The sequence below is a fragment of the Sporosarcina sp. FSL W7-1283 genome (assembly GCF_038003105.1).
GTDB classification, from domain to species: Bacteria; Bacillota; Bacilli; order Bacillales_A; family Planococcaceae; genus Sporosarcina; species Sporosarcina newyorkensis.
The window spans coordinates 506,160-531,479 of record NZ_JBBOOL010000001.1 but is presented as its reverse complement, the minus strand read 5'-3'; the positions used below and the strand labels follow the sequence as shown (position 1 = coordinate 531,479).

The following is a 25,320-nucleotide window of genomic DNA, read 5'->3' as shown; positions in this document are numbered from 1 at the left end:
GAGTAGTACATTGGCTTGCGCTACAGACGAGACGCTTTCCGTGGGACGTGGATAAGCCGCTTCCTTCGCTTCGCTCAGTCCGGGGTCTCATCATTCGAGCTAAATCCCTCAGGAAAAGCCGTCACGGAGAACGGCTTTTGCGAGCATAAGCAAAGCGTTGGGAGCAAAATCCTTGCTTTTCGCCCGTCTTTCGCTTCAATCCCTATAATGTGAACTGTTATACATAGCGAACTCACTGTATGTAGTATGAGTTTTCGTTTCTTTGGATTGAAAAAATCTGCGCATATACTTGGACGTTGGTTCATGTATTTACAACTATTAATATTAAGTAATCGACTCACTAACTTCAGGGAAATACGCTAGTTGATCGTAGTGGAAGGCGGCGACTCCTGCGGGATTAGCGCGACAGGTGAGACCCCGCAGGAGCAGTAGCGACGAGGAGGCTCACCGCGCGCCCCGCGGAAAGCGTCCGCCTGGAACGTAGATCAACGGTGCCTATACCCTTCACAACTTTTGGATAAGAACTCACATCATTTATCCCTGATATAACAGCGAACAGATGGCTTTTTGTGTTCAATCTATATTTTTCAGCATGTCGTAGAACATTCCTTTGCGTTCGAGTAACTCCGCATGGCTGCCTGATTCCATGATTTCTCCGTCCGCCAACACATAGATCTTGTCTGCTTTACGGATCGTGTTCAAGCGATGAGCAATGATGAAGCTTGTCCGACCTGTAGTCAAGCGTTCCAGCGCCTCTTGTATCGCTAGTTCTGTCACAGTATCGATACTGCTGGTGGCTTCATCCAATAGTAATAACTTTGGATCTGCCACCAACGCGCGGGCAATGGAAAGCAGTTGTTTCTGACCTTGGGAAATTTCTTCTCCTCCTGCAGTCAACACCGTATCATAGCCTTTAGGCAAATTGCTGATGAACGCATGCGCATTCGCCTGCTTTGCGGCTTCTTCCACTTCTTCATCGGTTGCATCCAACTGTCCATAGCGAATATTCTCCCGCACAGTTGCTTCGAATAAAAATGGATCTTGTAAAACGAATGCCATCTGACTGCGCACAGATTGCCGCGGCAGCTGATCGATCGGCACGCCATCCAGCAAGATCTGTCCGCCATCCACTTCATAAAATCGAGAAAGCAACTGCATGATCGTCGTTTTGCCAGCTCCGGTTGCTCCGACAAAAGCGGCCGTTTCGCCTGGTTTGACGTGAAAGTTAATCGAATTGAGAATCACTTCCTCATCGTAGCCAAATGTTACGTCGCGGAACTCAACATCTCCTTGAAGCGTGTAAGTTTGTTCAGCGACCTCATCCTTCTCTACTGGCTCGTCCATAATTGCAAAGACACGTTCCGCTCCTGCGACTGCAGATAACACGGTATTGAATTGATTGGCTAAATCATTGAGAGGTCTTGTGAACTGTCTCGCGTATTCGCTGAAAATAACAATTGTCCCTACCGTTACACCACCGTACCCTGTCACCGCAAGCAAGCCGCCCACACCGGCCACGATGGCAAACGACATATTATTCAGCGTGTTCATCACTTTCGGAATGAATCCCGAATACGTCTGAGCCCAAAACCCAGCCAATTTTAAACGCTCACTTTTTTCAGCGAATTCGTCAATGACATTCTGCTCTCGAGAAAATGCTTTGACTACACGTTGACCTGATACAGTTTCTTCGATCATTCCATTCAACTCACCAATCGCCCGCTGCTGCTCTTTGAATAAAATACCCGTCCTTCTTGTGATCCAGCGCATCGCAAGAAACATCAACGGCACAATAATCATTGTCAGCAACGTCAATAACGGACTTAAATAGAGCATAATGGACACCGTACCGACCAATGTCAATACGCTCGAAAACACTTGGATAAGCGAAGAGTTCAAGGTCTGACTGACACTTTCGATATCATTGGTCACACGACTCATCAATTCGCCGTGCTGTCGTTTATCGAAAAAGCGAATGGGCAACTTCTGCAGCTGACCGAATAAGTGAGTCCGCATCCGATAAACCGTTTGTTGGGCAATACCGACCATCCAGTAGTTCTGCAAGTATGTCGCAACGGAAAAACCGGCATAAACAGCAAGCAGCCAGCCGATTTGCATCCCCAAACCATCCACTTTCTTCGGAATGATGTAGTGATCAATAATATTCCCGATCATCAAGGGACCGACCAAAGCTAGAGCAGAACTGGCGAAAACAAGAAACAATACGGCGATGAGCAGACCGCGTTGTTGATCGATTAATCGCCAAATACGCAACAGTACCGATTTCCAATCGCCTGCCTTCTGAACTTTTTTACGACTGGATTTACTTAAATCATCCTTACCGATAATCGGTTCATAGCCAAATGGCTTGGTAAAAGGTTTCACCATCATTCCACCCCTTCCGCCTGTTGCGACTGCACGATTTTCCGGTAGAAAGAGGAAGAATTCAGCAGTTCATCATGCGTCCCATGACCGACGATTTTTCCATCTGAAAGCAATAACACCGAATCTGCAATTTGTGCGGTCTGAATCTTTTGCGTAACAATGAACATCGTCGTATCTTCCTCCGTGAGAGCTTCCCACAACACCGCTTCCGTTTTCACATCCAACGCACTGGTGCTATCGTCTAAAATCAAAATCGATGGTTTCCGAATCAACGCACGAGCAATTGACAGACGCTGTTTCTGACCTCCGGATAAATTGACGCCTTTCTGCCCGACTCGTGTGTGATAACCATCGGTAAACCGCATGATCGATTGGTGGATTTGTGCTTTCTTCGCAGCTTCCTCCACTTCCTCCAGACTAGCTCCTTGCTTACCCCACGCTAGATTGTCAATGATTGTCCCGGTAAACAACATAGATTGCTGAGGTACATAGCCAATCATCTTCCGCAACGCATCAAGCTGCCACTCCCCTATTTTCTTGCCGCCGACCAAAATAGTACCATTTGTCGCCTGGAACATCCGCGGTATCAACTGCAACAGTGTAGATTTACCGGAACCTGTCGCGCCCATAATCACAAGCTTTTCACCTGGTCTCACTTCAAAAGATATATCTTGCAGTACATATTCATTCGTATCGGGATAGCGGAATGAAACCTGTTCAAAACGTACTGCGGAAGCACCTTCGTATGAATTATCCGTGGCTTCAAGCACCTCCAGCTGATCGTCCGTCGTCAACAATTCTTCCATTCTCTCAGAAGATGCTTTAGCGCGCGAAAAGATCACAATCAAAAAGGAGAACATGGAAAATGCACTCGTCATGCGCATCGCATAGTTGACAATCGCCACAACGTCTCCTACAGGCATTCCGGAATTTCTTACTTCATCCGCTCCGAACCAAAGCACCGCCATGAAACTGGCATTCATAATAAATAACAATACAGGCAAAATCAATTCCATTAAGCGCATTGCATGGACACTGTCTTTCTTCAAGTCTCCAGCAGCTTTTGAAAAACGACTCGTTTCGAATGCGCCACGCAAATAGGCTTTAATCAGCCGAACTGCCTGCAAGTTTTCTTGTACCAATCGATTGACCGAATCAAGACGACGTTGGACTATTCCAAAGAGCCGCACTCCTTTGCGGGCCATGATGACCAGAAAAATCGCTAAAAATGGCGCTCCTGCCAATAAGAAAATGGCTAACTTCGGATTGACAACGAACGCCATGGCAAGACTTCCGAACACCATCAGAGGAGCCCTCGCCATGATGCGTAGCCCCATGAACAATGCATTTTGCACAAGTGTCACATCGCTCGTCAGTCGGGTGATAAGGCTGGATGTCGGAAAGCGTAAAAAAGCAGTGAGCGACATTGTCTGCACTCTTTTAAATAACGCCTGACGCAAGTCAAACCCAAAGCTCTGCGCCGCATGTGAAGCGAAATAGGAGTTGACGACTCCTGAAAAGAGCGCAACGAAGGCAAGGCCCATCATGACAGCTCCCCAAAGTCCGACAGCGCCGAGGTCTTCCTGCATGATGCCTTCATCTATAATTTTACCGATCAGCAAAGGTTGGATCAGTTCGACTGCCAATTCCAAAAGCATTAGGAATATAGCGATCATCATAGGCCATTTATAAGGTAACGCAAAACGAAAAACCGTCTTCATCTGTTCCACCTCTTACTCCCCAACTGTATTTCATTTATTTTATTATGTCATATTCAATCGCGGGGTGTACAGATGAAGACGCTACATATCATACGGCTCATACGGCACTACCGGCTCTGGCGGCGGCACAGTTTTTTTCTTACTGTCACCGCCTATGGATAACCAAACTACACCGAGCAACATGATTATGGCGCCGCTTATTTGCCACCCTCCCATCATTTGGCCGAGCCAAAGGACCGAGACTACCATTGCTGTGAGCGGTTCGAAACAAGACAGTACACTTGTCTCTACAGGAGTGATGAACGTCATGCTTTGTAAAAACAGGATGAAGGCGAGCGTTCCCATGATGGTGACAAGTAGCAACATTCCCATCATCGGACCATCTAACAGCAAGGAAAGATTCATTAAAAAGGACGGGAGATTGATGATAAACAACACTACCCCGCCGATGAACATCCCCCAGCCCACGACCAGCAATACACCCCATTCAGCCATTAAAACGACTGGATACAATGTATAGAACGTAAAGGCAAATCCAACTACTACTCCCCAAATAATCGCTTCCGTATTCAATGTAATACTGGAAAACGAGCCATTCGTCAGCAGTAGATATAAACCGAATAAAGCTACAACCATGCCGATCACTTGGCCCGCAGGAGGAAAGGACCTCTGTGCAGCGGAGAGTAAAATGATGATGTAGACCGGCGCGACGAATTGAAAAAGCGTGGCCACGACCGCGTCACTATGCGCAATTGTCTGGACGAAGCCGAACTGAACACCCAGCATGCCAAAGACACCGAACATGACCATTTTGCGTAACCAAAGCTTTTGCCTCATTGGCCGTCCCACTTGCACCCCTTTAGCTTTCAATAAGAAGAGGAGAGCAGCGCCGGCAATCATCAAACGCAGAATCAGCAGCATGGAAACGGAAATATCACTATTATGCAAAATCCATTCCATCATGGGGCCTGTAGCCCCCCACAACATGGAACCGACAATAATCATCATTATCCCTTTCAATCGCATCATAAACCATTCCCCCTAATGAAAGAAATCAACTATCCATCATAATTTATAGTATAAAGTTCATACATACTATATAGACATAGATGATTTTTATACTATAATAGTTATATAGTAGAATCGGAAAGGAGCATTCACTAATGAATACAATTAACTTCCCGGAAACTAAAGAACAAACCTCATTAGTCAATAGTCTCGATAAATTTCAGTTAGTCACTCATACAGACAGTGAGGGACTAATAACCTATGCAAACCAAAACTATCTGACGATCAGTGGCTGGACACCTAAACGAATTATCGGGAAATCCATTTGGCAAATGTTCTCAGATGATCCGAAGAACCAACAAACCGTCAACTCGATTTGGGATTGTCTGTTATCCGGAAAGTCATGGTCCGGAAAAGTGGAAAAAATGACTCGCGGAGGCGAACCATTTTATGTTAACACGCTCGCCGTCCCTACCATGTCAGAAGACGGAGAGCTGCAATCCACCCTCTTCGTAGAGCTGGATATTACAGAAGATATCCGTCTGCAAGAAAAATTAAGTGAAATCGCGTTTATTGATATAGAGACCGGTCTAATGAGCCGGCATAAACTAGAGCAAGTTGTGAATGAATCGATTAAACTAGGCCAGCATTTCTCATTCGTTTATTTGACGATCGACCATTATTTCTCTATGAAAGAGCAGCAATCCCCAGAATTTGAGACAGAGCTAATTCAAGAGTTCACCAACCGTCTGAAGCGATATTTCCAAGACAGCCCAGTGGCACGCATTGATACGAATAGTTTTGTCGTGCTGACCGCTTTCGGTGATTGGTACATACAAGGTTTGTATGACTTCTTGAAACAACAACCGATTTACTTGAGTCACAATGCACAGACGCTTTCGGTTAGCGGCGGTATCGTTCGGTATCCGGAAGATCAACAAACGTATATGCAGCTATACAAAGTGGCCATAACTGCTGCCGATGATGTCATCAGCCAAGGCGGAGGACGAATTGCTTCGTTGTCTGCTGAATCCCATAAAATTCTGAATCGTCGTTTAGAAATCGATCGAAAAATGTACACTGCATTGGACCGTAATACGTTACAAGTCGCCTATCAGCCCCAAATCGATATCAAAAGCAACAGCATTAATTGCTATGAAGCGTTAGTCCGTTGGGAAGATGAAGAGCTGGGTGTCATCAGTCCGGACGAGTTAATTCCTATTGCGGAAGAGAATGGTTTGATCGAAGAAGTTGGTGCATTTGTGGCAGAAGAAGCGATGACATTTGCGACGAAATGGCATCGCGCCGGCACAGAAATGAACATCTCGATCAACTCTTCCATTCGAGAATCCCTAAATCCACAGTGGAAAAACCGTCTACTCTCTATCTTAAATGAAACAGGCTGTCCGGCAAATAAAGTCTCTTTAGAGTTCACGGAGAAGTTCGCGCTTAAGGCAGAAGAAGAACAATCTGTGATTACCCAAATGTCGGAACTCCAAAGCCTCGGTCTGCAATTTACGCTTGATGATTTCGGCTCAGGCTATGCGTCTCTACGCTATTTACAGCACTTGCCGATCACAAGCATTAAATTTGATCGCGTGTTCATCGACACTTTACTAAGCAATTCGAAAACACAACAATTGATCGAAGGTATGATTCAATTCTCTAAGACAATGAATTTGTATACGATCGCAGAAGGCGTGCGCAATGAACAGCAATTCGAATTGCTGAAAGAAATGGGCATCGACGCGGTCCAAGGTCATTTTATAGGAAAGCCGGTACCTGCAGAGCAGATTGAAATCAAATAACTGTTTTTGACCAAATGAGATGGAGCTCCTTTCATAAAGAAAGGGCTCCATTTTTTTCGTGCAAATTTTAATTGGTACTGCTACTTAAAGCTTAATGGACGAATTGCGAAAAGACAACCTTTTCATTCCTTTTCCAATTCATCTAACAACGTAAAATCATCCAATAAATAGCTTTTTATTTCATTTGCAGCAATCGTGTAAACGGTGTCTCCGCTGTAAAGCAGGCGCTGAACCTCTTTTTCCCAATCCAAATAATCGTTTGAAAATTTTTCCGTCAGGTCGGCTTTTTCAATAATTCCTTTGTCTGCCGATATTTCGTAAATCATCGCCCCAGCCTTTTCAGAATTCAAGAAATTTTCACCTTTGACTTCCCGATAGATCGTAACCGGAAATCCGTACAAATTCCTTGCCGGATGTAAAAACAAAGCGTGATGATCATGTTGGACAGGTGAATACGTACCTTGACCGCCAATGATTTCAGTTGCCTTTTCTTTCGGATTCGCGAAGTCCGTGACATCAAACAATGAAATCTTCATACCTTGTGTTTGAATGATCGGCTCGCCACCTTGAGGATTTTTCTTGGCTACTGTTTCGTAACCGAACCCAAGCAAATGCCTTTCGTCCAATGGATGTAAATAGTTGCTGAATCCGGGGATCTTTAATTCACCGAGCACTTCAGGGTTCTGCGGGTCTTCAACGTCCATCACAAATAAAGGATCTGTTTCACGGAATGTCACCATATAGGCTTTATCCCCCATGAACCGTGCCGAATAAATCCTTTCATTTTTCGCAAGATTTTCAACAGATCCAACTTGCTTCATTTGGTTATCTAAGATGAATAAATGGTTTTTCGCGATGTTTTTCTCATCCCAGAGATTGCCTTCCGTTGTGACCGCTCGAAAGTATCCGTTATATTCATCCATGGAAAACTGGTTCAAGATGGTGCCTCTCATTTGCGCTGCCTGCAAGAAATTGATGGCCGTCCCATTCAGCCTAAATTTGAAGACTTCGCTGTTTCCTTGTGTAGCTTGGTTTCCATAGAGAGTGGCTATCAAATAGACATGATCCTTCGACATATAGAGTTGTTCGCCGCTGCCAAGATAGGCCTTCGTCTCGACACCACTCTTGTCACCCGAATGAATATCGAGTGCTGTGATAACAGAATACGACGGTTCCATTGCACCTGGCAAAATGGAGACTTGATCGATCTTCATTGGCTGCACCGAATGGTCGTCCGCGGAGTCAAACACCTTTGGCAACAACTCTTCGCCCTCAGGCAAATCGTTCTGAATCAAATACATCGGACGATTATTCGTCACCATATACACATGCCGGCCAATTTTTCGTGTCCCGATGATATAGCCTTCCGCTCCTGTTTCACGAATTAGCTTCGGCTGCTTTCGGTCCGTCACATCGTACACCCGAATCACGGATAACTCTTGTGTCGGCATCATCCGTTTCGCTTCATCAGCGGTAACAGGTTGATCGTGCTGCTTGCTGCCGATGACTACGAGAAGATTGTCGTCTACATATAGTTCTCTTGGATAAAATGTCCCGTCAAAGCCCGTGATGCTGGCATTCACTAGCTTCCTCGGTTTACGGATATCGGTAATGATCAACTGCTCGTAGTTCGTGATATCGTAAATGAATTTACCATCCGTTTTCACAAGATCCGCTTCATCCACACCCTCAACTTGCTGATTCGTTTGAGAATAAGCAGCACCACCTTGGCTAGACGCCTTGTCTTCCGAAGAAGACTCCACTTGGTCATCACTTTGCATAAAATTGTTAGTTTGTTGCTCTGCTTGCCTAAAGAATGTTTCAATCTCTTTAATGGATCCGACAGGCAGGACGGACTCGATCACAGCGAATGAAAACGTGGAGTCCATTGTTCTTTTCCATCCTCTGAAACTGTTATTCGGCACGTGCAGTTCATAGTCTCCAGGCTGCAGCTCTTCCACTTTCAAAGTGGTCCTCCCGCTTCCGTAAGACAGCTCAGCGGACACTTTTTCCCCATTACGGTCGGTCACGTAAAACTCCGATGTCTCTACACTTGGTTTGACCGGTGCTGTGAAATACACCGTCATCGGCTGGTCGGCAAGTACTGATTGGGCGGATGTGATGTTCACTTTCGGCCAGAAAAAGAAACTTGCCAGTATGAGCACGCCGACTCCTCCGATAGCTATAAGCGTCACAATCCATCTGCTCTTGTTCATTTTATTCATCCTCTCTCCACTTGTTGTTATTGGAGTAGACTGAATTTTTCTGATTTGGTTACAGATCGAGTGGAAATAAGACGGAGTGAAGTACCTTGTAAATATTCTTCATCACGGATGCCGTAGCGGCACCATCGCTAGTGTGGTATAGAAAATAAGTGTGGTAAGTGGTATTCGCAAATGCCGAAGTGACTTCAATGTCGTTACACTTTTGTTGTCACGTTGCTCGAATTTCAGTGTGTCCAAGAAAGGGTGCGGGGTTGTACACTATCACCGCTGCGCCGCTGGGGGATTGCCTCCCGCCATGAGCCAACTAGCAAAGGGCGCTAGCTTACTCATGGCTTCGGCCGACCTCGCAGTTGCGGCTTCGCTTGTACGTACAAATTAGTGAGAGTAGTGTTTAAATATAGAAGATACTACAGCAGCCAACTTATTAGTCAGAATCCAAAGTGCAAATAGATATTCATAGTGCTTTCACTTACTAAACGTAGGCGCCTTACAAGCGGTAGGCGGAGTGATGAGACAGAAAGGCGCCCTTCCTGACTGGCTTCATCGCGGGAGTCATCCGCAAGCGCCGAAGTGGGTTCGGTGTAGGATTGGGTTTTAACAAAAACGGCAATTATCCGCTGAAATCGGATAATTGCCGTCCATCATAATTAAAACATATTAATTCGTTTCATCTGTATTCTTATACGGCTCCAAAAGGTTATCCATCAAATACACTTTCCCGTTTTTCATGACCATTTGAACATTAGCAACATCATCAATATTTTGAAGAGGGTCTCCATCTACGAAAACTAAATCTGCTAATTTCCCTGATTCAATCGTTCCGAGGTCATCTTCCGCTCCGAACCTCTTCGCAGGGAGGTATGTTACTGTCCGCAATGCCTCATAAGGAGTCATGCCATAACGAACCATGGCGCGAATGTTTAAATGAAGACTCACCGCAACATTATCTAGCGGCATATCCGTTCCGCCCAGTATCGTTCCTCCAGCATCCATGATGTCTTTCAGCAAGGATACCTCTCTCTCTAATCCGGTTCTAGTTACGGTCTGGTCAGTCGTTGTAGCATTACTGTAATGTTTGGTGATTGCTTCGTATTGATATGGTGTATACAATGTTTTAACTCTAGGATCTGAAAGTAAAGCTGGATCGAATTCAAGTAACGTTTTTGATGAGAAAAGAGTTGAAGTAACAGCCATTCCCGATTCCGCAGCCAGTTTGGTGACATCTTCATATGAAAGTTTCGTGAAGCTTTGTGAACGGGAAAAACCTAAACGTTGCGTTGCTGAAACATGAGATGTTCCGTCCTGACCGAAGCCAATGGATGGATAGAAATAATGTGAGAAAGTAGGAATTCCCAGTTCATGTCCGTAATTAATCGCGATCGTTTGATAATTAAACGGCATTCTCACATACGTTTTTAGGATATCATAATTCAATTCTTCCGCCCTCTTAAGCTCCAGATTGATTAATTGATCTTCACTGGTAGTCGGTCTCATAAAATTATAGTAAACACGTGAACCATCAATTGGTTCTCCTGATGCAAAGAACCGTGGAGCGACACGTGCTCCTGAAGCGTTTGCTTCCCTGTCTTCAAGTGCTAAATAGGCCGGTTCTCCCATTGAGACGGTGCTCGTAATACCAAAGGATAATAATTGTCTTCCTTGTCTTGATCCTAGAAAGGCCGATTCAAGTGCCTGATGGACATGGGCATCCCATAACCCTGGAATGACTGTTTGATCACTTGCATCGATGAAGTTGTTGCCGTGGTGAGGTTTTTCATGAGGTTTAATTTCTTTGATGCGGTTTCCTTGTACAATGATGTCCATATTGTGCTTGAGTTCTTTGCTTTCACCGTCCCATAACTTGCCTGCATGGATCACTGTAATGCCATTCGGCTGGTCAGCTTTCCAAGTCATTTTGAACGGTACTTTCTTTGGAGCGTCACCATTCATTTGAATGGTCCGTAATTCGCCATTCGACACGTATAACAACGTTTTCGAATCTCCGCTCCAGCTAGGTGACTCAGCTACTTCTTCGGTTATTTTTCGGGCTTGTCCCATTGGATTACCCTTTTGATCTACCGGCATGACCCAAAGCGTGCTTTCAATAATAAAGGCCATATGCTTTCCGTCCGGTGACCAAACGGGACCTGAATTCGAACGGTTACTCAACGATTTAGATTTTGCAGGATCTACATATGTCTGTTCCCCTGTTTCCAGGTCTACCGTCAAAATTTGACTCAGCCCTTCTCTGAATCTATTAGAAAATTGCTTTAAAGCTGCAATCGCAATCGTTTTTCCTTCCGGTCCCCACGTTGGATGCCCCGGCTCCCACATAGGTTTAAGAATTTGTTCAATCTCGCCAGTTTCGATAGTGATAATATAGGTTGCACCCTCTTGATCTTGGAACGCGATTTTCTTTCCATCCGGTGACCATGATGCAGCCACTTCTGCCCCGGCTTCCGATGTTAGCCTTTGTTCGTTACCGGTCTTCACGTCCAAAATGTATATATCCTCCGATCCGGCTTTATCAGAAGAATAGGCTAGCTTCGTACCGTCTGGTGACCAAGCTGGATTTGCTTCGAAGTATGAATCATTAGTTAATTGCTTAGGCTTGTTCTTGCCAACTTCGAGTAACCAGAGATCATTTAATGCTACAAAGGCGATCGTCTTTCCATCTGGAGATAACTCCGGGTCAACAATCCCCGTAACAGGCATCGGCTTCTTAGAATCAAAGTCGTACTTTTTATGATTGTATTCCGGCTGATCAATTGGAATCTCTGCTTCAAAAGGGATGGATCGGCTTTCTTGTTCATTTAAATTGCGCTGTTTAATTTTTCCGTCCGCTGTATAGATCATCTCGTCGCCCGAGGTCCATTTCACCGGGAACGGGAATACATCCTCCCCTCCAGTTACATTTTCACCGTCAATGATCAGTTCACTTCTACTGTCTACTTGCAATACATAAGCTATATCTTTTCCATTTGGCGACCAAGATGGAGATAAAACTTTCCCATCTTCCACTGTTGTAATCGTGCGGCGTTCGTTATTTTCATTCACCACATCAATGCGCTTCCCGTTACTATCTCCGCCGACAACAAAGGCAATTTCTTTTCCATCCGGTGACCACGTAGGATAGAATTCTTCTTCCGGGCTATCGGTCCATTGAGTAAGTTCCTCTGTTTTTAAATCCAATACCCAAATATCGTAGCTACCGTCACGGTCTGCTGAAAAGGCTACACGCGAACCGTCCGGAGAGTAGCTTGGTTCCCGATGGTCATAAATGCCTGTCGTCAGCTGCTCTTTTTCTGAACCATCCGGATTCATTGTCCAAATGTGATAGTTGCCGCTTCTATATGATTGATAAGCGATTTTACTTCCATCCGGTGACCAGTCAGGTACAGATGGGTCGTCAAAGTTATCTGATATTCTCTTCGCTTCCCCGCCTTTCCCGGAAAGCGACCATAACCCACCCTGCAATTCGATCACTAGACTTTTGCCGTCAGGGGAGACTGCAACACTCATATTCGTCCCTTCCTTGACTCTAATTGTTTTATTCTTGGAGTTATTTGTCTCCTCTGCCGCAACTCCCATGTGAATTTGACTGAATGTTAATGCAGTAATTAATACAGATAAAATAAAGTATCTTGTCCACTTCCTCATAAAAAAGAACCCCCTCCTAATTATTGGTTTTCCTATACTTAAAGCAACCTCCTTTTTCGAATTGTGTACACTTTAACAAATTTTCAAAAAGTATTGTTCCCTATTTTTTAATCTAGGCACTACTTACCACATATTGGATTAATAAAAAACTCGAGTGACATAGGGTTAAGAGCCCCCCTCACTTGCCATCTTTAAGCGTTATACTACTTTAAGGGTAGGCACTAGGTCTCGAAATAAATCAGAAGTGCTTCCGAATTGCGTAAAGACTTGGTAGCCAAACTCTTTTTACAAAAAAGAAGCCTTCCGACCGATTTTTCGATCAGAAGACTGCTCTCTTTGTACATTATTAAATTGTCAGAGTCATGTCTAAATTTTGTAATGCATAGATATTCTCAGTTTAAAAAATTGTCGTCACCAAAATAACTATAAAGCGCTTTAGATATTTTTATTGACCAGTAATTTTTAGCTTTTAGACCATTTAATTAAAATCAAAATTAATTAAATGTGTGCCTGTACTTACCAGTCGTTCAGGTATTGTATAAATGTTAGTTGAAATGGCACCGGAAATTATAGCTATAACCCAGAAAAAGATTTTTTGACCCACCGTCAAATCTGAAAAACTAAGTATGATTGCCATAAGAAATAAAAATCCAGTAATAAGATTCATTAAACAGCCTGAAATTGTTGTGAGTAATATTAAACCTTGTCCCAAAATTACTAACAAAAAACCAATAATCTTAAGTATAAATTTCATTATTATTTTAATAATCATCTTTAACCTCTTTCAATGTTTAATAAGTTTCATCAAGTATTAAATTTATTATTAGCATACATCATCAACCGGAACCTCAGGCTCTTTGCTTTCCACATCATGTAAATCCCGCTTACCTCCCAGCCACCTCTTTTGTTTTCTGAACACCTCTATAAGATTAAATTTCTCGAAATCAATATCCCGATAGTTCGACTAGTTAATACTATTTTCCACCTCCTGTATAATCCGGGATACTAAAAATTCCGTTAAACAAGCTGGCCCGATTGCCGAATCTACCAATATATTACACCAATACTATCATATTCATCCAACTACTCAAGTTCTTACAAAGGAACGAACCTTTCACAGTAATTCCAATAGGACATCCTTAACTTAATTTGAAGCAAAATAAAAAAGGACTGCCCAGGAAGTCATGTTTCATGACTTCCTGGACAATCCCTTTAGGACAATGCAAACTCTCTTACGCTTCTACTGTTGTTGCTGCTTTTCCTGAATAACGCTTCTTGAAGACGAGTGCGAAATAGCCAAATGTCAATGCTAGGCACACGACCATGAAGCCGATCAGAACGCCGTTGTTTGCCCATAAATGCGCCATGTCTCCAGTGGAGATCGTCGCTTTAAATGCCTGGACAGAATATGTCATCGGCAATAATGTGTTGAAGATTTTTAGTGGCTCTGGAATTAATTCTAATGGGAATGTTCCAGCGCTCGTTGTCAATTGCAAAATCAAGATTAAGATCGCTACGAAACGTCCTGCATCCGACATGATGGAAACGAGTACTTGGACGAGAGCTATGAATGTGTAACTTGTGATGATTGCAGTCAATATGAACATCGGCGTATTGACCGCTTCCATACCGAGCCAATATTTAACGACAGCGACTGCGAGTAACGCTTGAATCAATCCGACGATCGCCAAGACGGACACTTTACTCGTAAACCAACCTAATGCACCTGTCGGCGGAGTCGCTGGTTCCACTAATGGGAAGACGATCGACACAAGCAATGCACCTACAAACAATCCTAATGAAAGGAAGTATGGTGCGAAACCTGTTCCGTAATTTGGTACTTTGTTAATGCTTTGCTGTTCCACATCAACAGGTGAAGCCGCCATATTGTATGTCTTGTCTGTCGGATTCACTTCACCCGCTGTTTCATTGGCTTCAGCTAGTTTTTCTTGTAATGTTGCTGTTCCTTCGTTTAGTTCCGTAGCACCTGAAGCGAGTTTTCCGGAACCTTCTGCCAAGTCTTTGGATTTGGAGACGAGCGTGCCTGTTCCTTGCTGCATCGTTCCTGCACCTGTTGTCAATTCATTCAAACCATTGGCTAATTCTTTAGAACCTGCTGCTGCGCTTTGCACGCCGCCAACCAACTGCTTAGATCCTGCTGCCAATTGACTGTTGCCGTTAGCCAGAGCATTTGAACCTTCCACTAACTTCGCAGAATTGCCTTGAAGCTTTTTCAATCCAGCAAGTGCTTCCGCATGTGCACCTTGTAATTGACCAGCTGCACCGTTTAATTGTGAAGCACCTTGCTGAAGGCCAGCTGCTCCTGCTGATAACTCGCCTATTCCACCCGCAACTTGAGCACTTCCTTGCTTTAACTCACCTAGTGCTGCCTGCAAAGCTGCTTTTTGTTCATCCGGCAGTTGAGCTAAAATTGGTCCTAGTTGGTCCGATAACTGATTGATTCCCGCATGAACACTTTGAGAACCTGCCGCTAACTGATCGGAAGCATTTTTCAGGCTGCCTGATTTATCGGCTAGAGTACCAATACTGCCTGCAAATTCCTTCTCTTTTGCTCCGATTTGCGAATAGCTAGCAGCCAATTTATCAACGCCCGCCGTATATTCTCCAATACCCGCTTTTAAGCTCGAAGCGCCTGCTGCCGCTTCGTTTGCGCCGGTTTGCAGGTCACTCGCCCCCGCTGATAATGTGCCCAGACCTTTTGAAAGATCATTCGCACCTTTTGCGGCTGTATTTGCACCTTGCGCTAATTTAGTCGAACCATCGGACAGTGCAATACTGCTTGACGCGAGTTGCTCAAGATAGCCTTTGAGGTCGTCTGTACCGTCTGCCAATTTCTTTGCACCGTCATGTAATTCTCCTGCGCCGTCTGCTGCTTCGCCAAAACCTTCGCCCATTTCATTGATGGAATCGAAAAGCTTTTCTGCGTACGTCGAAGCTACTTGCTCATTTACTTCCGCTTTGATGCGGTCCATCGCTGTTTCACCGATTTGGGCAGATAAGAAGTTGAAGCCTTCATTCGGTTTATAAAGTAGATTTAATTTCTGCGGTTCTTCTTCTAATAAAGTGGTTGCGTGTTCAGAGAAGTTTTCAGGGATTTCAATCGTAATGTAATAATCCTGTCCTTTTAACCCTTTCTCCGCACGTTCTTTTGTCACGCTTTGAAAGTTGAACTCCTTACTGTCCACTAACTTATCCGTTAGTTCCTTCCCTATTTCGAGCTGTTCTCCATCCATTTCAGCGCCCTCGTCCAAATTGACGACCGCAACCGGCAATTGGTCCATGTGGTCATACGGATCCCAAAATGCCCATAGGAACATCCCTGCATACAATACAGGAATAAATAAGATTGCAATCATCGGCACAATCATTTTGCGTGTGCGCAATAATTGCTTCCATTCAGCAAATGTCATACTTTTCTTCATTACTTTTCCTCCAATTTCACTTTGGACCAATTGACTATAAAGCTCAAACGGTCATTACGTTGTAAAAATAAAAGTCTCAAACTAAGAGACTTGAAAAAATCGTATCGCTTAATAACTGTGCGATTTCTTCTTCTGACAGCTGTCGATCATGGGTTTTCGACCAATCCACGACGAGTGCCAGATAGGATTTGAATAACAAGTAAGCGACCAGTTCGCTGTTACACGGCTTGAGCTCTCCTTTTGAAATTCCTCGCTCAATTTTCTGTCGGACGAATTCGATGATTTCTTCCTCTATAGATGCCAGTACTTCGCTGACCATCGGTGTCCGCAATTCTTTTTCTTCTTCAATCAGCTTAACGTACAGCTGATGAGTTTCTCTGAATTTTAGCAGTTGCATGAGCCGCGCATGGGCATTTACTTCAAATGAAGCGCCTGCTATTGTACTTTCTTCGGACACTCGCCGCATTTCTTCAACCATTTGCCTGACGATGGCTTGGAACAGTTCTTCTTTGTTCGAGAAGAATGTATAGATGGTTCCTTTTCCGACATTGGCAATTTTTGCGACTTGGTCCATGGTGGTGGCTTTGTAGCCGAATAGTGAGAATGATTTTTCTGCTGCAAGTAAGATTTCCTGTCTGCGATCCACTTCTTCACCTCGCCTCGCTCATTGACCGTAAAACGTTTATGGTCACTAGGTCATTATATTACACTGGATTGCGAGAAGATGCAAGGGGTTTGAAAAGTTTTTTTGTAACATTGTTAAATACCTTTTGATTAATGATTGAATTTCAAAAAACTGGGCTTACTTTTCCAACAGCCTGGCGTTGACCAAAATGAGAATCGGTGTCAGGACAGCAACTTGTCAGCTGAGATTATTCCAAAAAGCAGTCATTGGCAATTCATTAGTCTTGTTCACTTTTATTCAACGTTTCCTTCGCCATCAATAGAACTGTTTGATTGATGTGCACTAAAGATATTTTCTGGTTTTAATTCATCCAAGTAACCCACCAAATCGAGGGTGGCGGAGTTAGTATTGACATGAACTTCTTTAAATATGCCGGCGTCCGTAATCATCGGTATCGTAATTTTTTGTCCTGCTTCTATGTCTTGCGGGATTCCCCAAGATTGCTTAAACGGATTTCCTGCTATACCGTTTTCTAATTTTATATCGAAGCTGATGGATACGACAGCCTGTCGGATATTTCGCTTCGTACCATTGTTTACCTCGATCATATATTCAGTAGTGCCGTCATCTAGTTTCTTTTCCTCTAGCACATTGAGTTCCAATTTTTCCATCCCATCATAGAAATCGTCTGGCAGTGGAGATCCAGAGTCTTGTTCTGATATTGATTGCTGCAACAACGGTATTGCCAGAAACAAAAACAATGCGGCGGCTGCAACGGCTACGGTCCAGGTGAAGTAGCTTCTTTTTCTGGTTTTGGCGGACGGACGGCTAATCTCCCTTTGCACTTGTTCTTTTCCTTGATCCGTCAATGAAATCCCTTGTACTCTTTGCTTCATTTCTCTTGAGATTTTACGGTCGAATTCATCCAATCCAATCACCCCTTTCGAGTTTGTCTTTCAAGGCTTTTTTTCCCCTTAGCAATCGTGATTTTACGGTGTTGTGGTTGATCTGCAGTACTTCGCTAATTTCCTTCATCGTCAATTCTTCGTAATAAAATAGAATGAGGACTTCTTTGTATTTAGCTGGCAGTTTCGCAAGTTGCTGACTCATTTCATAGGACGATTCCTGTTCTATGTATAGGTTTTCCGTTAGGTTTTGATCATGGACTTCATCCAGTTCTTGCCGGTAGAAAATATTACGGAAGCTCCAGCGTTTGGTGAAGTCTTTGCATTGGTTGATGGTCATTCGGATGAGCCATGTTTTATAAGTACAGTCATGACGGAATTGATCGAGCTGATGATAGCTTTTGATCAAAACTTCTTGGACAACGTCTTCACTTTCCGCCAAGTCGTTCAAGTACAGGTAGGCTATGCGTTTCAGATCATCACCGTACTCGCGGATGAATGAGTCCAGCAACGCTCTTTTGTCGAGTTCTCCGTCATCATTAATCATGTATTTCGTCCCCCTTCATTCATTAGACGATTGTCGGGATTGGTTTGACCCATCTTTGTTTACAATTAAAAAAGAAGAGCAGTAAACGGTTTTATTAAAAGTAAAGAGTTAACATGTTTCTCTTGATACATCAGCATCCTTCATATAATGTACAACATTATATAAGCTAGATTAATCGAACAACAGGAGATCGTCATTGACGATCTCTTTTATGTCGTATCGGACCATAACGTGTAGTAGAAACATCTAGCACGTAGCATTTTTTGATGCCTAATAAACGGGTAAATATGGTAATATGATATTGATAGCTCTTCAACAAACGAGCCAGATTATTGATGCGAAATGTTCCTGATTCAAATGAAATATGGTCTCACAATTTCGTTAAAGGTCAAGCAGTTTTGGGTTTCTAAAACTGAAGGGTTATGTCGAGGAATCGAATGAAGAAGTAAAGATCTCCTTGAAAAAGTTTGATTATTTTCATCCTAAAATTTTCTGCAATCGTTCCTCGATTTCGGAAAGATCTCATCTTTTAGTTGAAGCAATTCCAATATAGCACATTACAAATTCACTTCTTATGCAGCTCTGTCCGCTTTATTTGAGAGACTGGACAGCCCCTCGGTTTATAATTGATATGTATAAACTATTGATGCCGGTTTATTCCCCCCTACTATATTTAAATAAAGTTCCCAGCTTTTGATAATTAGCTGGGGAATCCGTCGGGTAAGTTATGGCCGAAAAAAAGCACTACAAACCAAAAGATAGTGTTAAAATTCACTTTGTGCGTTTACTCTTCTTAAGACAAATTGTAAAAGCCGATAATGGGATCAACTCTATCAGATCACTGGACATGCTTATAGTGTTTTCAAACTTTTATTGACTAAATGTTTTTATTCCTTACCGTTTAATTTACATCTTTTATGGTTAATTCCTGTTCTGGTGTAAAACTAACGTAACAATTATAAGTTTTTTCACCATTGATGACGCTAATATACCCTACCTCAGCTAAAGAATAATCGATGGATTTACTATTCAATTGCTTCTGTATTTTCTTGCTCTGTTGTAGCATTTGTTCTTTCGTCAAATCGCCTTTTTCAATTTCCAACATGATAAGAATCGGCTTGGGTGTTTTCAACTTCGGCGTCCATTCCATAACAGCTTTGTCGTATACTTCTACATCCGTGTCTACCGAATCGATTTGCGGAACTTTTTTCCGGAGGAGCGTTAGAAGATACTTCTCTGCCTCTGCGCTTAGCTTTTCGGATGCCTCTTTGTCTATGTTGGATTCATGGATCGTATCACTAAAAACTTCATACGGTTCGAAAGCAGAGACATAGAACGTATAAGTGGTTTCAACTCCTGCTGTTTCCTTTTCCACTACTTTAAAACGATAAGTACCATCAGTCCATCCATACCCTACGGACCGCTTGATTTCGTAGTCCAAGTCCGGATAAGTTTGTTCTAAAAACTTTTCCAGACTCTCCTTTGCCTTGTGTTTGTCAATTGTATTTCCGCTGAATTGCATGTAAGCGAACACTATGACCGCAATTAATGTAATTGCAATTACACTGTATATTATTTTCTTTTTCATAATTAAATTTCCTCTCTTGTTTTAAGAATGCTAAAGCCGATAATGATTCCGATAAAAGTAAATAGCAGGTGGACAATTAAGCTGGTCAGTGCTATTTGAAGAGCTTCCGAAAAACTTTCAGCATAAAATTCGCCGAACCAATCCGTCATATATAACAAGCAATTCCATATGAAATTCGGTACCCCCGCAAGCAGGACCGTAATGAGGACCGATCGGTAAAACAGAAACGATACCGCACCCAAAGTGGTATAGGTTAGGATAAAGCCACTATTATTCATAATGGCCGTGCTCATCGCCAATATAAAGGCAATTGCTACAAAGAAAATCTGTATTGTCGTCAATTTCACGGTTATATTCCGAATCATTTTTTTAGAAGCACCGACGGGATTTACTTCCGCAGGCAGGGGAATTTGTGATTGCTCTGCGATATGGCGGCATTCTTGGCAACTTTTCAAATGCTCCTCGATAAATTGTTTTGTCTCCGCTTGCAATAAGTCTTCTTCGTGTAACGGCAAAAGGTCTTGCACAATTGTACATTCTTTGTTCATAAAGTCACCTCCATTAATTTTTGGATCTTTAATTTCAACCGATGAAAAGTCACACGTGTATAGTTCTCTGATTTGCCGACCAAGACGCCAATTTCTGCAAAACTCAGTTCTCCGTAAATGCGCAGCAATATGATTTCCCTTGAGGCGTCATCCAGTTTCGAGATATGATGTAAGAGTATTTTTGTGTCTTCATTAATTTCTGCCAACTCTTCCAGTGAATGAACTTCAATCTCTGGAAGAGTTGCAAGTTTTTGCATTAAGCTTTGCTGATACTTGTTTTTTCGGTAATACTTTTTTAATAAATTAATCGCAATCGAGAACACCCAAGTCGACAAGGTGGAATGTCCATTATAAGAGACAATATTTTTACATGATTCATAAAAGGTATCGTGGCAAAGATCTTCAGCAGTCATCCGATTTCCTGTTTTGGAATAAAAAAACGCATAGATTTTCGGATGGATCTCTTCATATTCTTCCTCTAGCTTATTCATAACTGCCCTCACTTTCTTGTTGTTCATAGTATTAATACCTCAACCAACTATTTCGTTACAAATTTTTTTAAATTTATCTTTTATCTATCATTCCATAGACTTCTCTTAACTGGCGTTTTAAAGGTTTGGGGACACAGAAAACCCATCACAAACAATCAGGCGCAATTCTTGAAGAAGGATTTGCGCCCTTTCAACAATTGGGCCATTTTGTGATCTGGGTTAAATTATTGTAGGGTGGTTATTCACAAAGGTAGGGGACGATTTCTTTTATAAGAAGTCGGCTTTTTTAATTTCACGCAATATTTATCTTGCATTTCAGCAAAAATTAATGTAAGGTAAACTTAACAGAATGTTAGATATATATTTCATTATGTAGGTGAGCATATGGTAAGTAAAATGAAATTGGCAAGAGTAGAAACAGGTTTAACCCAGGCGCAACTTGCGAAACAAGTAAATGCAACAAGGCAAACAATTGGATTGATTGAAAAAGGAGAGTACAATCCCAGTTTGAACTTGTGTATCGCAATTTCCAAAGCATTAAATAAAACATTAGATGATTTATTTTGGGAAGGTGATTAAGTGATACTTTCATTTTTAAATGTATTTTTACCAGAAGATGAATACAAACGATTAAGGGTTTTATATTTTATGGCCGAAGCAGCATTCCTAATGGGTGGGCTATTGATGTTGGGATCTGCTTTAAACAATTACTGGTTAAAGTGGAATTTGGACTCAACAGAAGTAACTTTTATTCTTATGATGTTTCCAATGCTTATGGTAGGATATACGTATTTTCGTTATATATTTTCAGGAATAGAACATACAGAAGTATCGAACAAGCGAGGCTATAAGGAGGAACGTCGTGTTGCTGGCAAGCGTGCTTTGTTAGTCGGTGTTCTATTTTTCATTATTTTCGTAATCGTTAAAGGGATTCCAACTAACTACTATGAAAGAATAGACATGATTGCTCTTCCAATAGTTTTCACTCTTTTATATTTCCTTTTCGATTTGGTTTCTTTAAAGCGTTCTGCTAAGAAAAATAATGAATTAGAGGATTAAGCAATCGGGCGCGATTGTAGAACAAGATAGTTAAAATAGCCTTGTTAAATAATTTAACGAGGCTATTTTTCAACTCATTACTCATCTACTTGAACTGATCAAATTGATTAGTTACCCATCGCTCTTGGTTTTCTATAACGGATTTTTCAACTGCAATTAACCTATTCACCAATTCCTCTTTCTAATATGCACTTTAAATAAGATGTTGCAAAACTCTTATCAACTCGCCCTAAACAATCTTGGTCATAATCTGTCAAAGGCAGAAAGGGCTGGTCATCTTTAAATACTAATAGCGGATATTTACTTTCAACATGTTTCGGACAATACTCATACCAATACAATTATTAACCCCTACAATATAGAACGTTAGTTCTAATCTAATGCTTTTCTTCGTAAGTGTAAAATGTTTAACCTTTTAATAAAACTATACGGAAATGTTAGCCAAAATAAAAATGCGTATTACTAAAATTTACTTTTAGTAATACGCATTTTTATAATGTGTGTAACATTATAAACAAGCCATGATGAGATAAGTCACCATATACCATTACTTATCTTTAATATTACAGAGTACCCTTCCATTCTTCCTTCCCCCGCCGTACAAAAAATACTTCCTGAAACCATGACAACGCCTGCTTGTTTTTTTGCTTCAAAAAGAATTGTTTGTCGCTTATCGCCAATGGATAATTTACCCAGAAAAACATGCCGCCAGCAGTCGGCGTAGTTTCTTAGCCAAATTTCACGAGGCCTCCATTAAAGTAGGATTTTTTTGGAAAGCACAGCGCATAGATAATTGATGCATTCTTCTCCGTAATCGAGTGCAATGACCGGCGCTTCTTGAACCAGGCGAATATTTCGCGCCGTGCCTGCACATCAAACAAACACGAATATTAATACTTTTATGGTTGTTTAAACTATCATGAAGTTTGAACAAACATAATAGTTACCTGCAACTGATTAACTGAAATAACAATCCGTTTAATTGAGAATCATTATCACTTATGGTATATTGGATGTTAGCAACATATATAATTGAATAAGGAGACTATCTAATGCAAATATACTGGACTAAAATAAACCGGATCATTGAAGAAACGCCTGAGGTTAAAACGTACTTGCTCGACTGCCCGGAAGGCTTTACATGGGAAGAAGGTTCCCACACCCACTTCGCATTGGAAGGTTTTAATGCCGGAGATAAACCAAACCGCAGCCTGATTCGACACATGTCAATCTCTACTTTACCGAACGAAAATTCAATCGGTATCACCACACGCATCAGAGAAAAGTGCTCTGAGTTTAAAATGACTTTAAGAAATCTTGGAGTCGGTGATGAGGTTGCAATATTTAAAACACATTCGAATGTACCGCTTAAAAGAGAAGACAAAAATGTTTACCTGCTGTCATCAGGTGTTGGACTGGCAACTTTCAGACCGCTTGTACTTGAGTATTTCAATAGTGCTCAACACGTCAATCTAATGCATTCCTTGAACATCGATTCATCAAAAGATTTCTTATTCACTACTATTTTTGAATCTGCACCTGACAAGAAGTTCACATCACAGTTCGTCGATAATCGTAAAGACTACTATGAAGAAGTGAAAAATCTTGCCGCCGACAAGGATGGACTCTTCTATGTAGTCGGCAGCGATGAATTCCTCTTGCAGAACATCGAAGTACTGCGTGAACAAGGCATCAAGCCGGAACAGATTATGCTCGACAAGCGTGAACAACAACTGCCCGATTTTTTATCATTTGATTTGCCAATTAAAGCGAGATAAACATATTCTCGGTAAGTACTAAATAGATGTACCATTAACGGGCAACACTTTTGATAAAGGATTTTAGGAAAGGTTGCTGCTTCTCTTAGGCAGAAGCATTATCGGTTGACACTGGATTTCAGGACACGTATCTGCTGGTGAATAAATTAAAGTTTGAAAACGCCTTTCCTAGTCGGATTGGCGTTTTTCGTTTATGAATAATGTCTTCTATAAATAAATCCTCATAGTTATGCCTAGAGATAACTAAGGCTAGTTCTCCGTTTGTAACGTGGTATTTAATCTACTTTTACGCTTTCAACAGTCACCATTTTCGCGAGCTGTTCAATTGCCTGCTCAATCAATTCCACTTTCTGCACTAGCGCAATTCGTACATAGCCTTCCCCCGCCGTGCCAAAAATACTTCCTGGCACCATGACGACTCCTGCTTGTTTGATGGCTTCGAAAACGAATTGCTTATCATCCATTTCAAACGGGTATTTCGCCCAGACGAACATACCGCCGGCAGATGGAGTAGTTTCCCAGCCGAGTTTCGCAAGGCCTTCCATTAAGGTGTGATGGCGTTTGGAGAATTCCGCGCGCAAACGATCGGTGATTTCTTCGCCGTGGTCGAGTGCGACGGCCGCGGCTTCTTGGATCGGTCCAAACGTACCATAGTCGAGATTCGACTTCAGTTCTCGTAGGACTTTAATCATCTCTGCATTCCCGATGAAATATGCAATCCGTGCACCTGCCAGACTGAAGCTTTTCGATAGAGAGTTGATTTCCATTCCTACTTCTTTTGCGCCTGGTGTAGTCAGGAAGCTTGCAGGCCGTTCACCCGTGAAATAGTATTCCGAATACGCTGCATCATGCAAGACGATAATTTCATGTTTCTTCGCGAACGCTACGACTTCTTTGAAGAACTCTTCACTCGGCATTGCGGGTACCGGATTACCTGGTAAGTTCAGGATGAGGAGTTTTGCTTTTTTCGCGACTTCTTCCGGGATTTCATTCAAATCAGGCAAGAAGTCGTTTTCTGCTAGTAACGGCATGTAATAGGGCACGGCCCCCGCTAATTTGATGCCTGCGTCATAGGCAACGTACGCAGGGTTCGTTGTCAAGACATAGTCCCCTTCATCACAAAATGCAAGCGGCAGATGAACGAGACCTTCCTGTGAGCCCATTGTCTGCAGTATTTCTGTTTCAGGATCGATAAGGACTCCCGTTCTTCGTTTATAGTAATTTGCGACAGCTTCATGGAATCTCTTTGTTCCTCCAAGTGTATAGCCGTACGACGATACCAAGGCGCTCTGCTCGGACAGCGCTCGGCGTACGCGCTCGTCCGGTGGAAGGTCAGGACTGCCTAGGCTCAGATCGATGACATTCTCTCCCGTCGCTTTCTTCGCTGCCGCCGCTGCCTTCAGTTCACCGAAAATCGTAGGCGGGAAAATCGACATTTTTTTGGAAGTTTTAAAATTCATAAAGACGCACTCCTTAGCTGTTATAGAATAGTTGATTTCCTCATTGTACCATGCAGAGTTGTTGCTTGG

General features: G+C 42.5%; 18 protein-coding genes. 4 read left to right on the top strand and 14 right to left on the bottom strand.

Annotation, left to right across the window (positions count from 1 at the left end; genetic code table 11):
• Positions 1-573 precede the first annotated feature (573 nt).
• From MKY93_RS02485 to MKY93_RS02475, 3 genes are all read right to left on the bottom strand, one after another.
• Complete coding sequence (locus tag MKY93_RS02485) at positions 574-2,391, bottom strand: ABC transporter ATP-binding protein (protein ID WP_009766295.1); 1,818 nt, start codon at positions 2,389-2,391, stop codon at positions 574-576.
• Entirely contained in the window at positions 2,388-4,106 is a 1,719-nt protein-coding gene (locus MKY93_RS02480) for an ABC transporter ATP-binding protein (protein WP_340758145.1), read from the bottom strand. The genes MKY93_RS02485 and MKY93_RS02480 overlap by 4 nt, the downstream gene beginning before the upstream one ends.
• A gap of 81 nt (positions 4,107-4,187) precedes the next feature.
• Positions 4,188-5,135, bottom strand: coding sequence for a DMT family transporter (locus MKY93_RS02475; RefSeq protein WP_009766297.1), 948 nt, complete (start codon positions 5,133-5,135; stop codon positions 4,188-4,190).
• Between the two features lie 134 nt (positions 5,136-5,269).
• Here MKY93_RS02475 and MKY93_RS02470 point away from each other — a divergent pair, with 134 nt between their 5' ends.
• Entirely contained in the window at positions 5,270-6,922 is a 1,653-nt protein-coding gene (locus tag MKY93_RS02470) for a sensor domain-containing protein (RefSeq protein ID WP_340758144.1), read from the top strand.
• Between the two features lie 122 nt (positions 6,923-7,044).
• Here the strand turns inward: MKY93_RS02470 and MKY93_RS02465 are convergent, their stop codons facing one another.
• The 10 genes from MKY93_RS02465 to MKY93_RS02420 all read right to left on the bottom strand — a co-directional run bounded on the left by MKY93_RS02465 (position 7,045) and on the right by MKY93_RS02420 (position 20,954).
• Complete coding sequence (locus MKY93_RS02465; RefSeq protein ID WP_340758143.1) at positions 7,045-9,147, bottom strand: beta-propeller domain-containing protein; 2,103 nt, start codon at positions 9,145-9,147, stop codon at positions 7,045-7,047.
• 657 nt (positions 9,148-9,804) lie between these two features.
• Complete coding sequence (locus tag MKY93_RS02460) at positions 9,805-12,807, bottom strand: DPP IV N-terminal domain-containing protein (protein ID WP_340758142.1); 3,003 nt, start codon at positions 12,805-12,807, stop codon at positions 9,805-9,807.
• A gap of 478 nt (positions 12,808-13,285) precedes the next feature.
• Positions 13,286-13,579, bottom strand: a complete 294-nt coding sequence (locus MKY93_RS02455) for a hypothetical protein (protein ID WP_221835193.1) — start codon at positions 13,577-13,579, stop codon at positions 13,286-13,288.
• A 460-nt stretch (positions 13,580-14,039) separates the two neighbouring features.
• The gene (locus MKY93_RS02450) at positions 14,040-16,250 is read right to left on the bottom strand and encodes a YhgE/Pip domain-containing protein (protein WP_340758141.1); all 2,211 of its coding nucleotides are present in this window, start codon (positions 16,248-16,250) and stop codon (positions 14,040-14,042) included.
• Between the two features lie 76 nt (positions 16,251-16,326).
• On the bottom strand, positions 16,327-16,896 hold the full coding sequence (locus MKY93_RS02445; RefSeq protein WP_078817424.1) for a TetR/AcrR family transcriptional regulator: 570 nt from the start codon (positions 16,894-16,896) through the stop codon (positions 16,327-16,329).
• A gap of 272 nt (positions 16,897-17,168) precedes the next feature.
• Positions 17,169-17,804, bottom strand: a complete 636-nt coding sequence (locus tag MKY93_RS02440) for a hypothetical protein (protein ID WP_340758140.1) — start codon at positions 17,802-17,804, stop codon at positions 17,169-17,171.
• Positions 17,797-18,327: a sigma-70 family RNA polymerase sigma factor gene (locus MKY93_RS02435; RefSeq protein WP_340758139.1), complete on the bottom strand. Its 531-nt coding sequence runs from the start codon at positions 18,325-18,327 to the stop codon at positions 17,797-17,799. Before MKY93_RS02435 ends, MKY93_RS02440 begins: the two co-directional genes overlap by 8 nt.
• Before the next feature lie 901 nt (positions 18,328-19,228).
• A complete protein-coding gene (locus MKY93_RS02430; RefSeq protein ID WP_221835195.1) occupies positions 19,229-19,915 on the bottom strand; it encodes a YfjL-like protein in 687 nt (228 codons plus the stop codon).
• Positions 19,916-19,917: 2 nt separating this feature from the next.
• Positions 19,918-20,463, bottom strand: a complete 546-nt coding sequence (locus MKY93_RS02425; RefSeq protein ID WP_078817428.1) for a zf-HC2 domain-containing protein — start codon at positions 20,461-20,463, stop codon at positions 19,918-19,920.
• A complete protein-coding gene (locus MKY93_RS02420) occupies positions 20,460-20,954 on the bottom strand; it encodes an RNA polymerase sigma factor (RefSeq protein ID WP_078817429.1) in 495 nt (164 codons plus the stop codon). The genes MKY93_RS02425 and MKY93_RS02420 overlap by 4 nt, the downstream gene beginning before the upstream one ends.
• Positions 20,955-21,338: 384 nt before the next feature.
• Between MKY93_RS02420 and MKY93_RS02415 the strand changes: the two genes are divergently transcribed.
• The 3 genes from MKY93_RS02415 (at position 21,339) to MKY93_RS02405 (ending at position 23,791) form a co-directional block, all read left to right on the top strand.
• Positions 21,339-21,533 carry a helix-turn-helix transcriptional regulator gene (locus MKY93_RS02415; RefSeq protein ID WP_078817430.1) on the top strand — a complete coding sequence of 65 codons (195 nt, stop codon included), beginning with the start codon at positions 21,339-21,341 and terminating at the stop codon, positions 21,531-21,533.
• Positions 21,534-22,013, top strand: coding sequence for a hypothetical protein (locus MKY93_RS02410; RefSeq protein WP_078817431.1), 480 nt, complete (start codon positions 21,534-21,536; stop codon positions 22,011-22,013).
• A 1,052-nt stretch (positions 22,014-23,065) separates the two neighbouring features.
• On the top strand, positions 23,066-23,791 hold the full coding sequence (locus MKY93_RS02405) for a dihydropteridine reductase (protein ID WP_078817433.1): 726 nt from the start codon (positions 23,066-23,068) through the stop codon (positions 23,789-23,791).
• Positions 23,792-24,066: 275 nt separating this feature from the next.
• Here the strand turns inward: MKY93_RS02405 and MKY93_RS02400 are convergent, their stop codons facing one another.
• Entirely contained in the window at positions 24,067-25,251 is a 1,185-nt protein-coding gene (locus MKY93_RS02400; protein ID WP_221835199.1) for an aminotransferase class I/II-fold pyridoxal phosphate-dependent enzyme, read from the bottom strand.
• Between the last annotated feature and the right edge of the window lie 69 nt (positions 25,252-25,320).

What these genes read in the sequence shown, in the direction of transcription:
- MKY93_RS02460 (WP_340758142.1), bottom strand. Translation starts at nt 12,807, where the DNA reads ATGAGGAAGTGGACAAGATACTTTATTTTATCTGTATTAATTACTGCA.
- MKY93_RS02470 (WP_340758144.1), top strand. Translation starts at nt 5,270, where the DNA reads ATGAATACAATTAACTTCCCGGAAACTAAAGAACAAACCTCATTAGTC.
- MKY93_RS02400 (WP_221835199.1), bottom strand. Translation starts at nt 25,251, where the DNA reads ATGAATTTTAAAACTTCCAAAAAAATGTCGATTTTCCCGCCTACGATT.
- MKY93_RS02475 (WP_009766297.1), bottom strand. Translation starts at nt 5,135, where the DNA reads ATGATGCGATTGAAAGGGATAATGATGATTATTGTCGGTTCCATGTTG.
- MKY93_RS02450 (WP_340758141.1), bottom strand. Translation starts at nt 16,250, where the DNA reads ATGAAGAAAAGTATGACATTTGCTGAATGGAAGCAATTATTGCGCACA.
- MKY93_RS02485 (WP_009766295.1), bottom strand. Translation starts at nt 2,391, where the DNA reads ATGATGGTGAAACCTTTTACCAAGCCATTTGGCTATGAACCGATTATC.
- MKY93_RS02425 (WP_078817428.1), bottom strand. Translation starts at nt 20,463, where the DNA reads ATGAACAAAGAATGTACAATTGTGCAAGACCTTTTGCCGTTACACGAA.
- MKY93_RS02405 (WP_078817433.1), top strand. Translation starts at nt 23,066, where the DNA reads ATGCAAATATACTGGACTAAAATAAACCGGATCATTGAAGAAACGCCT.
- MKY93_RS02430 (WP_221835195.1), bottom strand. Translation starts at nt 19,915, where the DNA reads ATGAAAAAGAAAATAATATACAGTGTAATTGCAATTACATTAATTGCG.
- MKY93_RS02465 (WP_340758143.1), bottom strand. Translation starts at nt 9,147, where the DNA reads ATGAATAAAATGAACAAGAGCAGATGGATTGTGACGCTTATAGCTATC.
- MKY93_RS02420 (WP_078817429.1), bottom strand. Translation starts at nt 20,954, where the DNA reads ATGAATAAGCTAGAGGAAGAATATGAAGAGATCCATCCGAAAATCTAT.
- MKY93_RS02435 (WP_340758139.1), bottom strand. Translation starts at nt 18,327, where the DNA reads ATGATTAATGATGACGGAGAACTCGACAAAAGAGCGTTGCTGGACTCA.
- MKY93_RS02415 (WP_078817430.1), top strand. Translation starts at nt 21,339, where the DNA reads ATGGTAAGTAAAATGAAATTGGCAAGAGTAGAAACAGGTTTAACCCAG.
- MKY93_RS02480 (WP_340758145.1), bottom strand. Translation starts at nt 4,106, where the DNA reads ATGAAGACGGTTTTTCGTTTTGCGTTACCTTATAAATGGCCTATGATG.
- MKY93_RS02455 (WP_221835193.1), bottom strand. Translation starts at nt 13,579, where the DNA reads ATGATTATTAAAATAATAATGAAATTTATACTTAAGATTATTGGTTTT.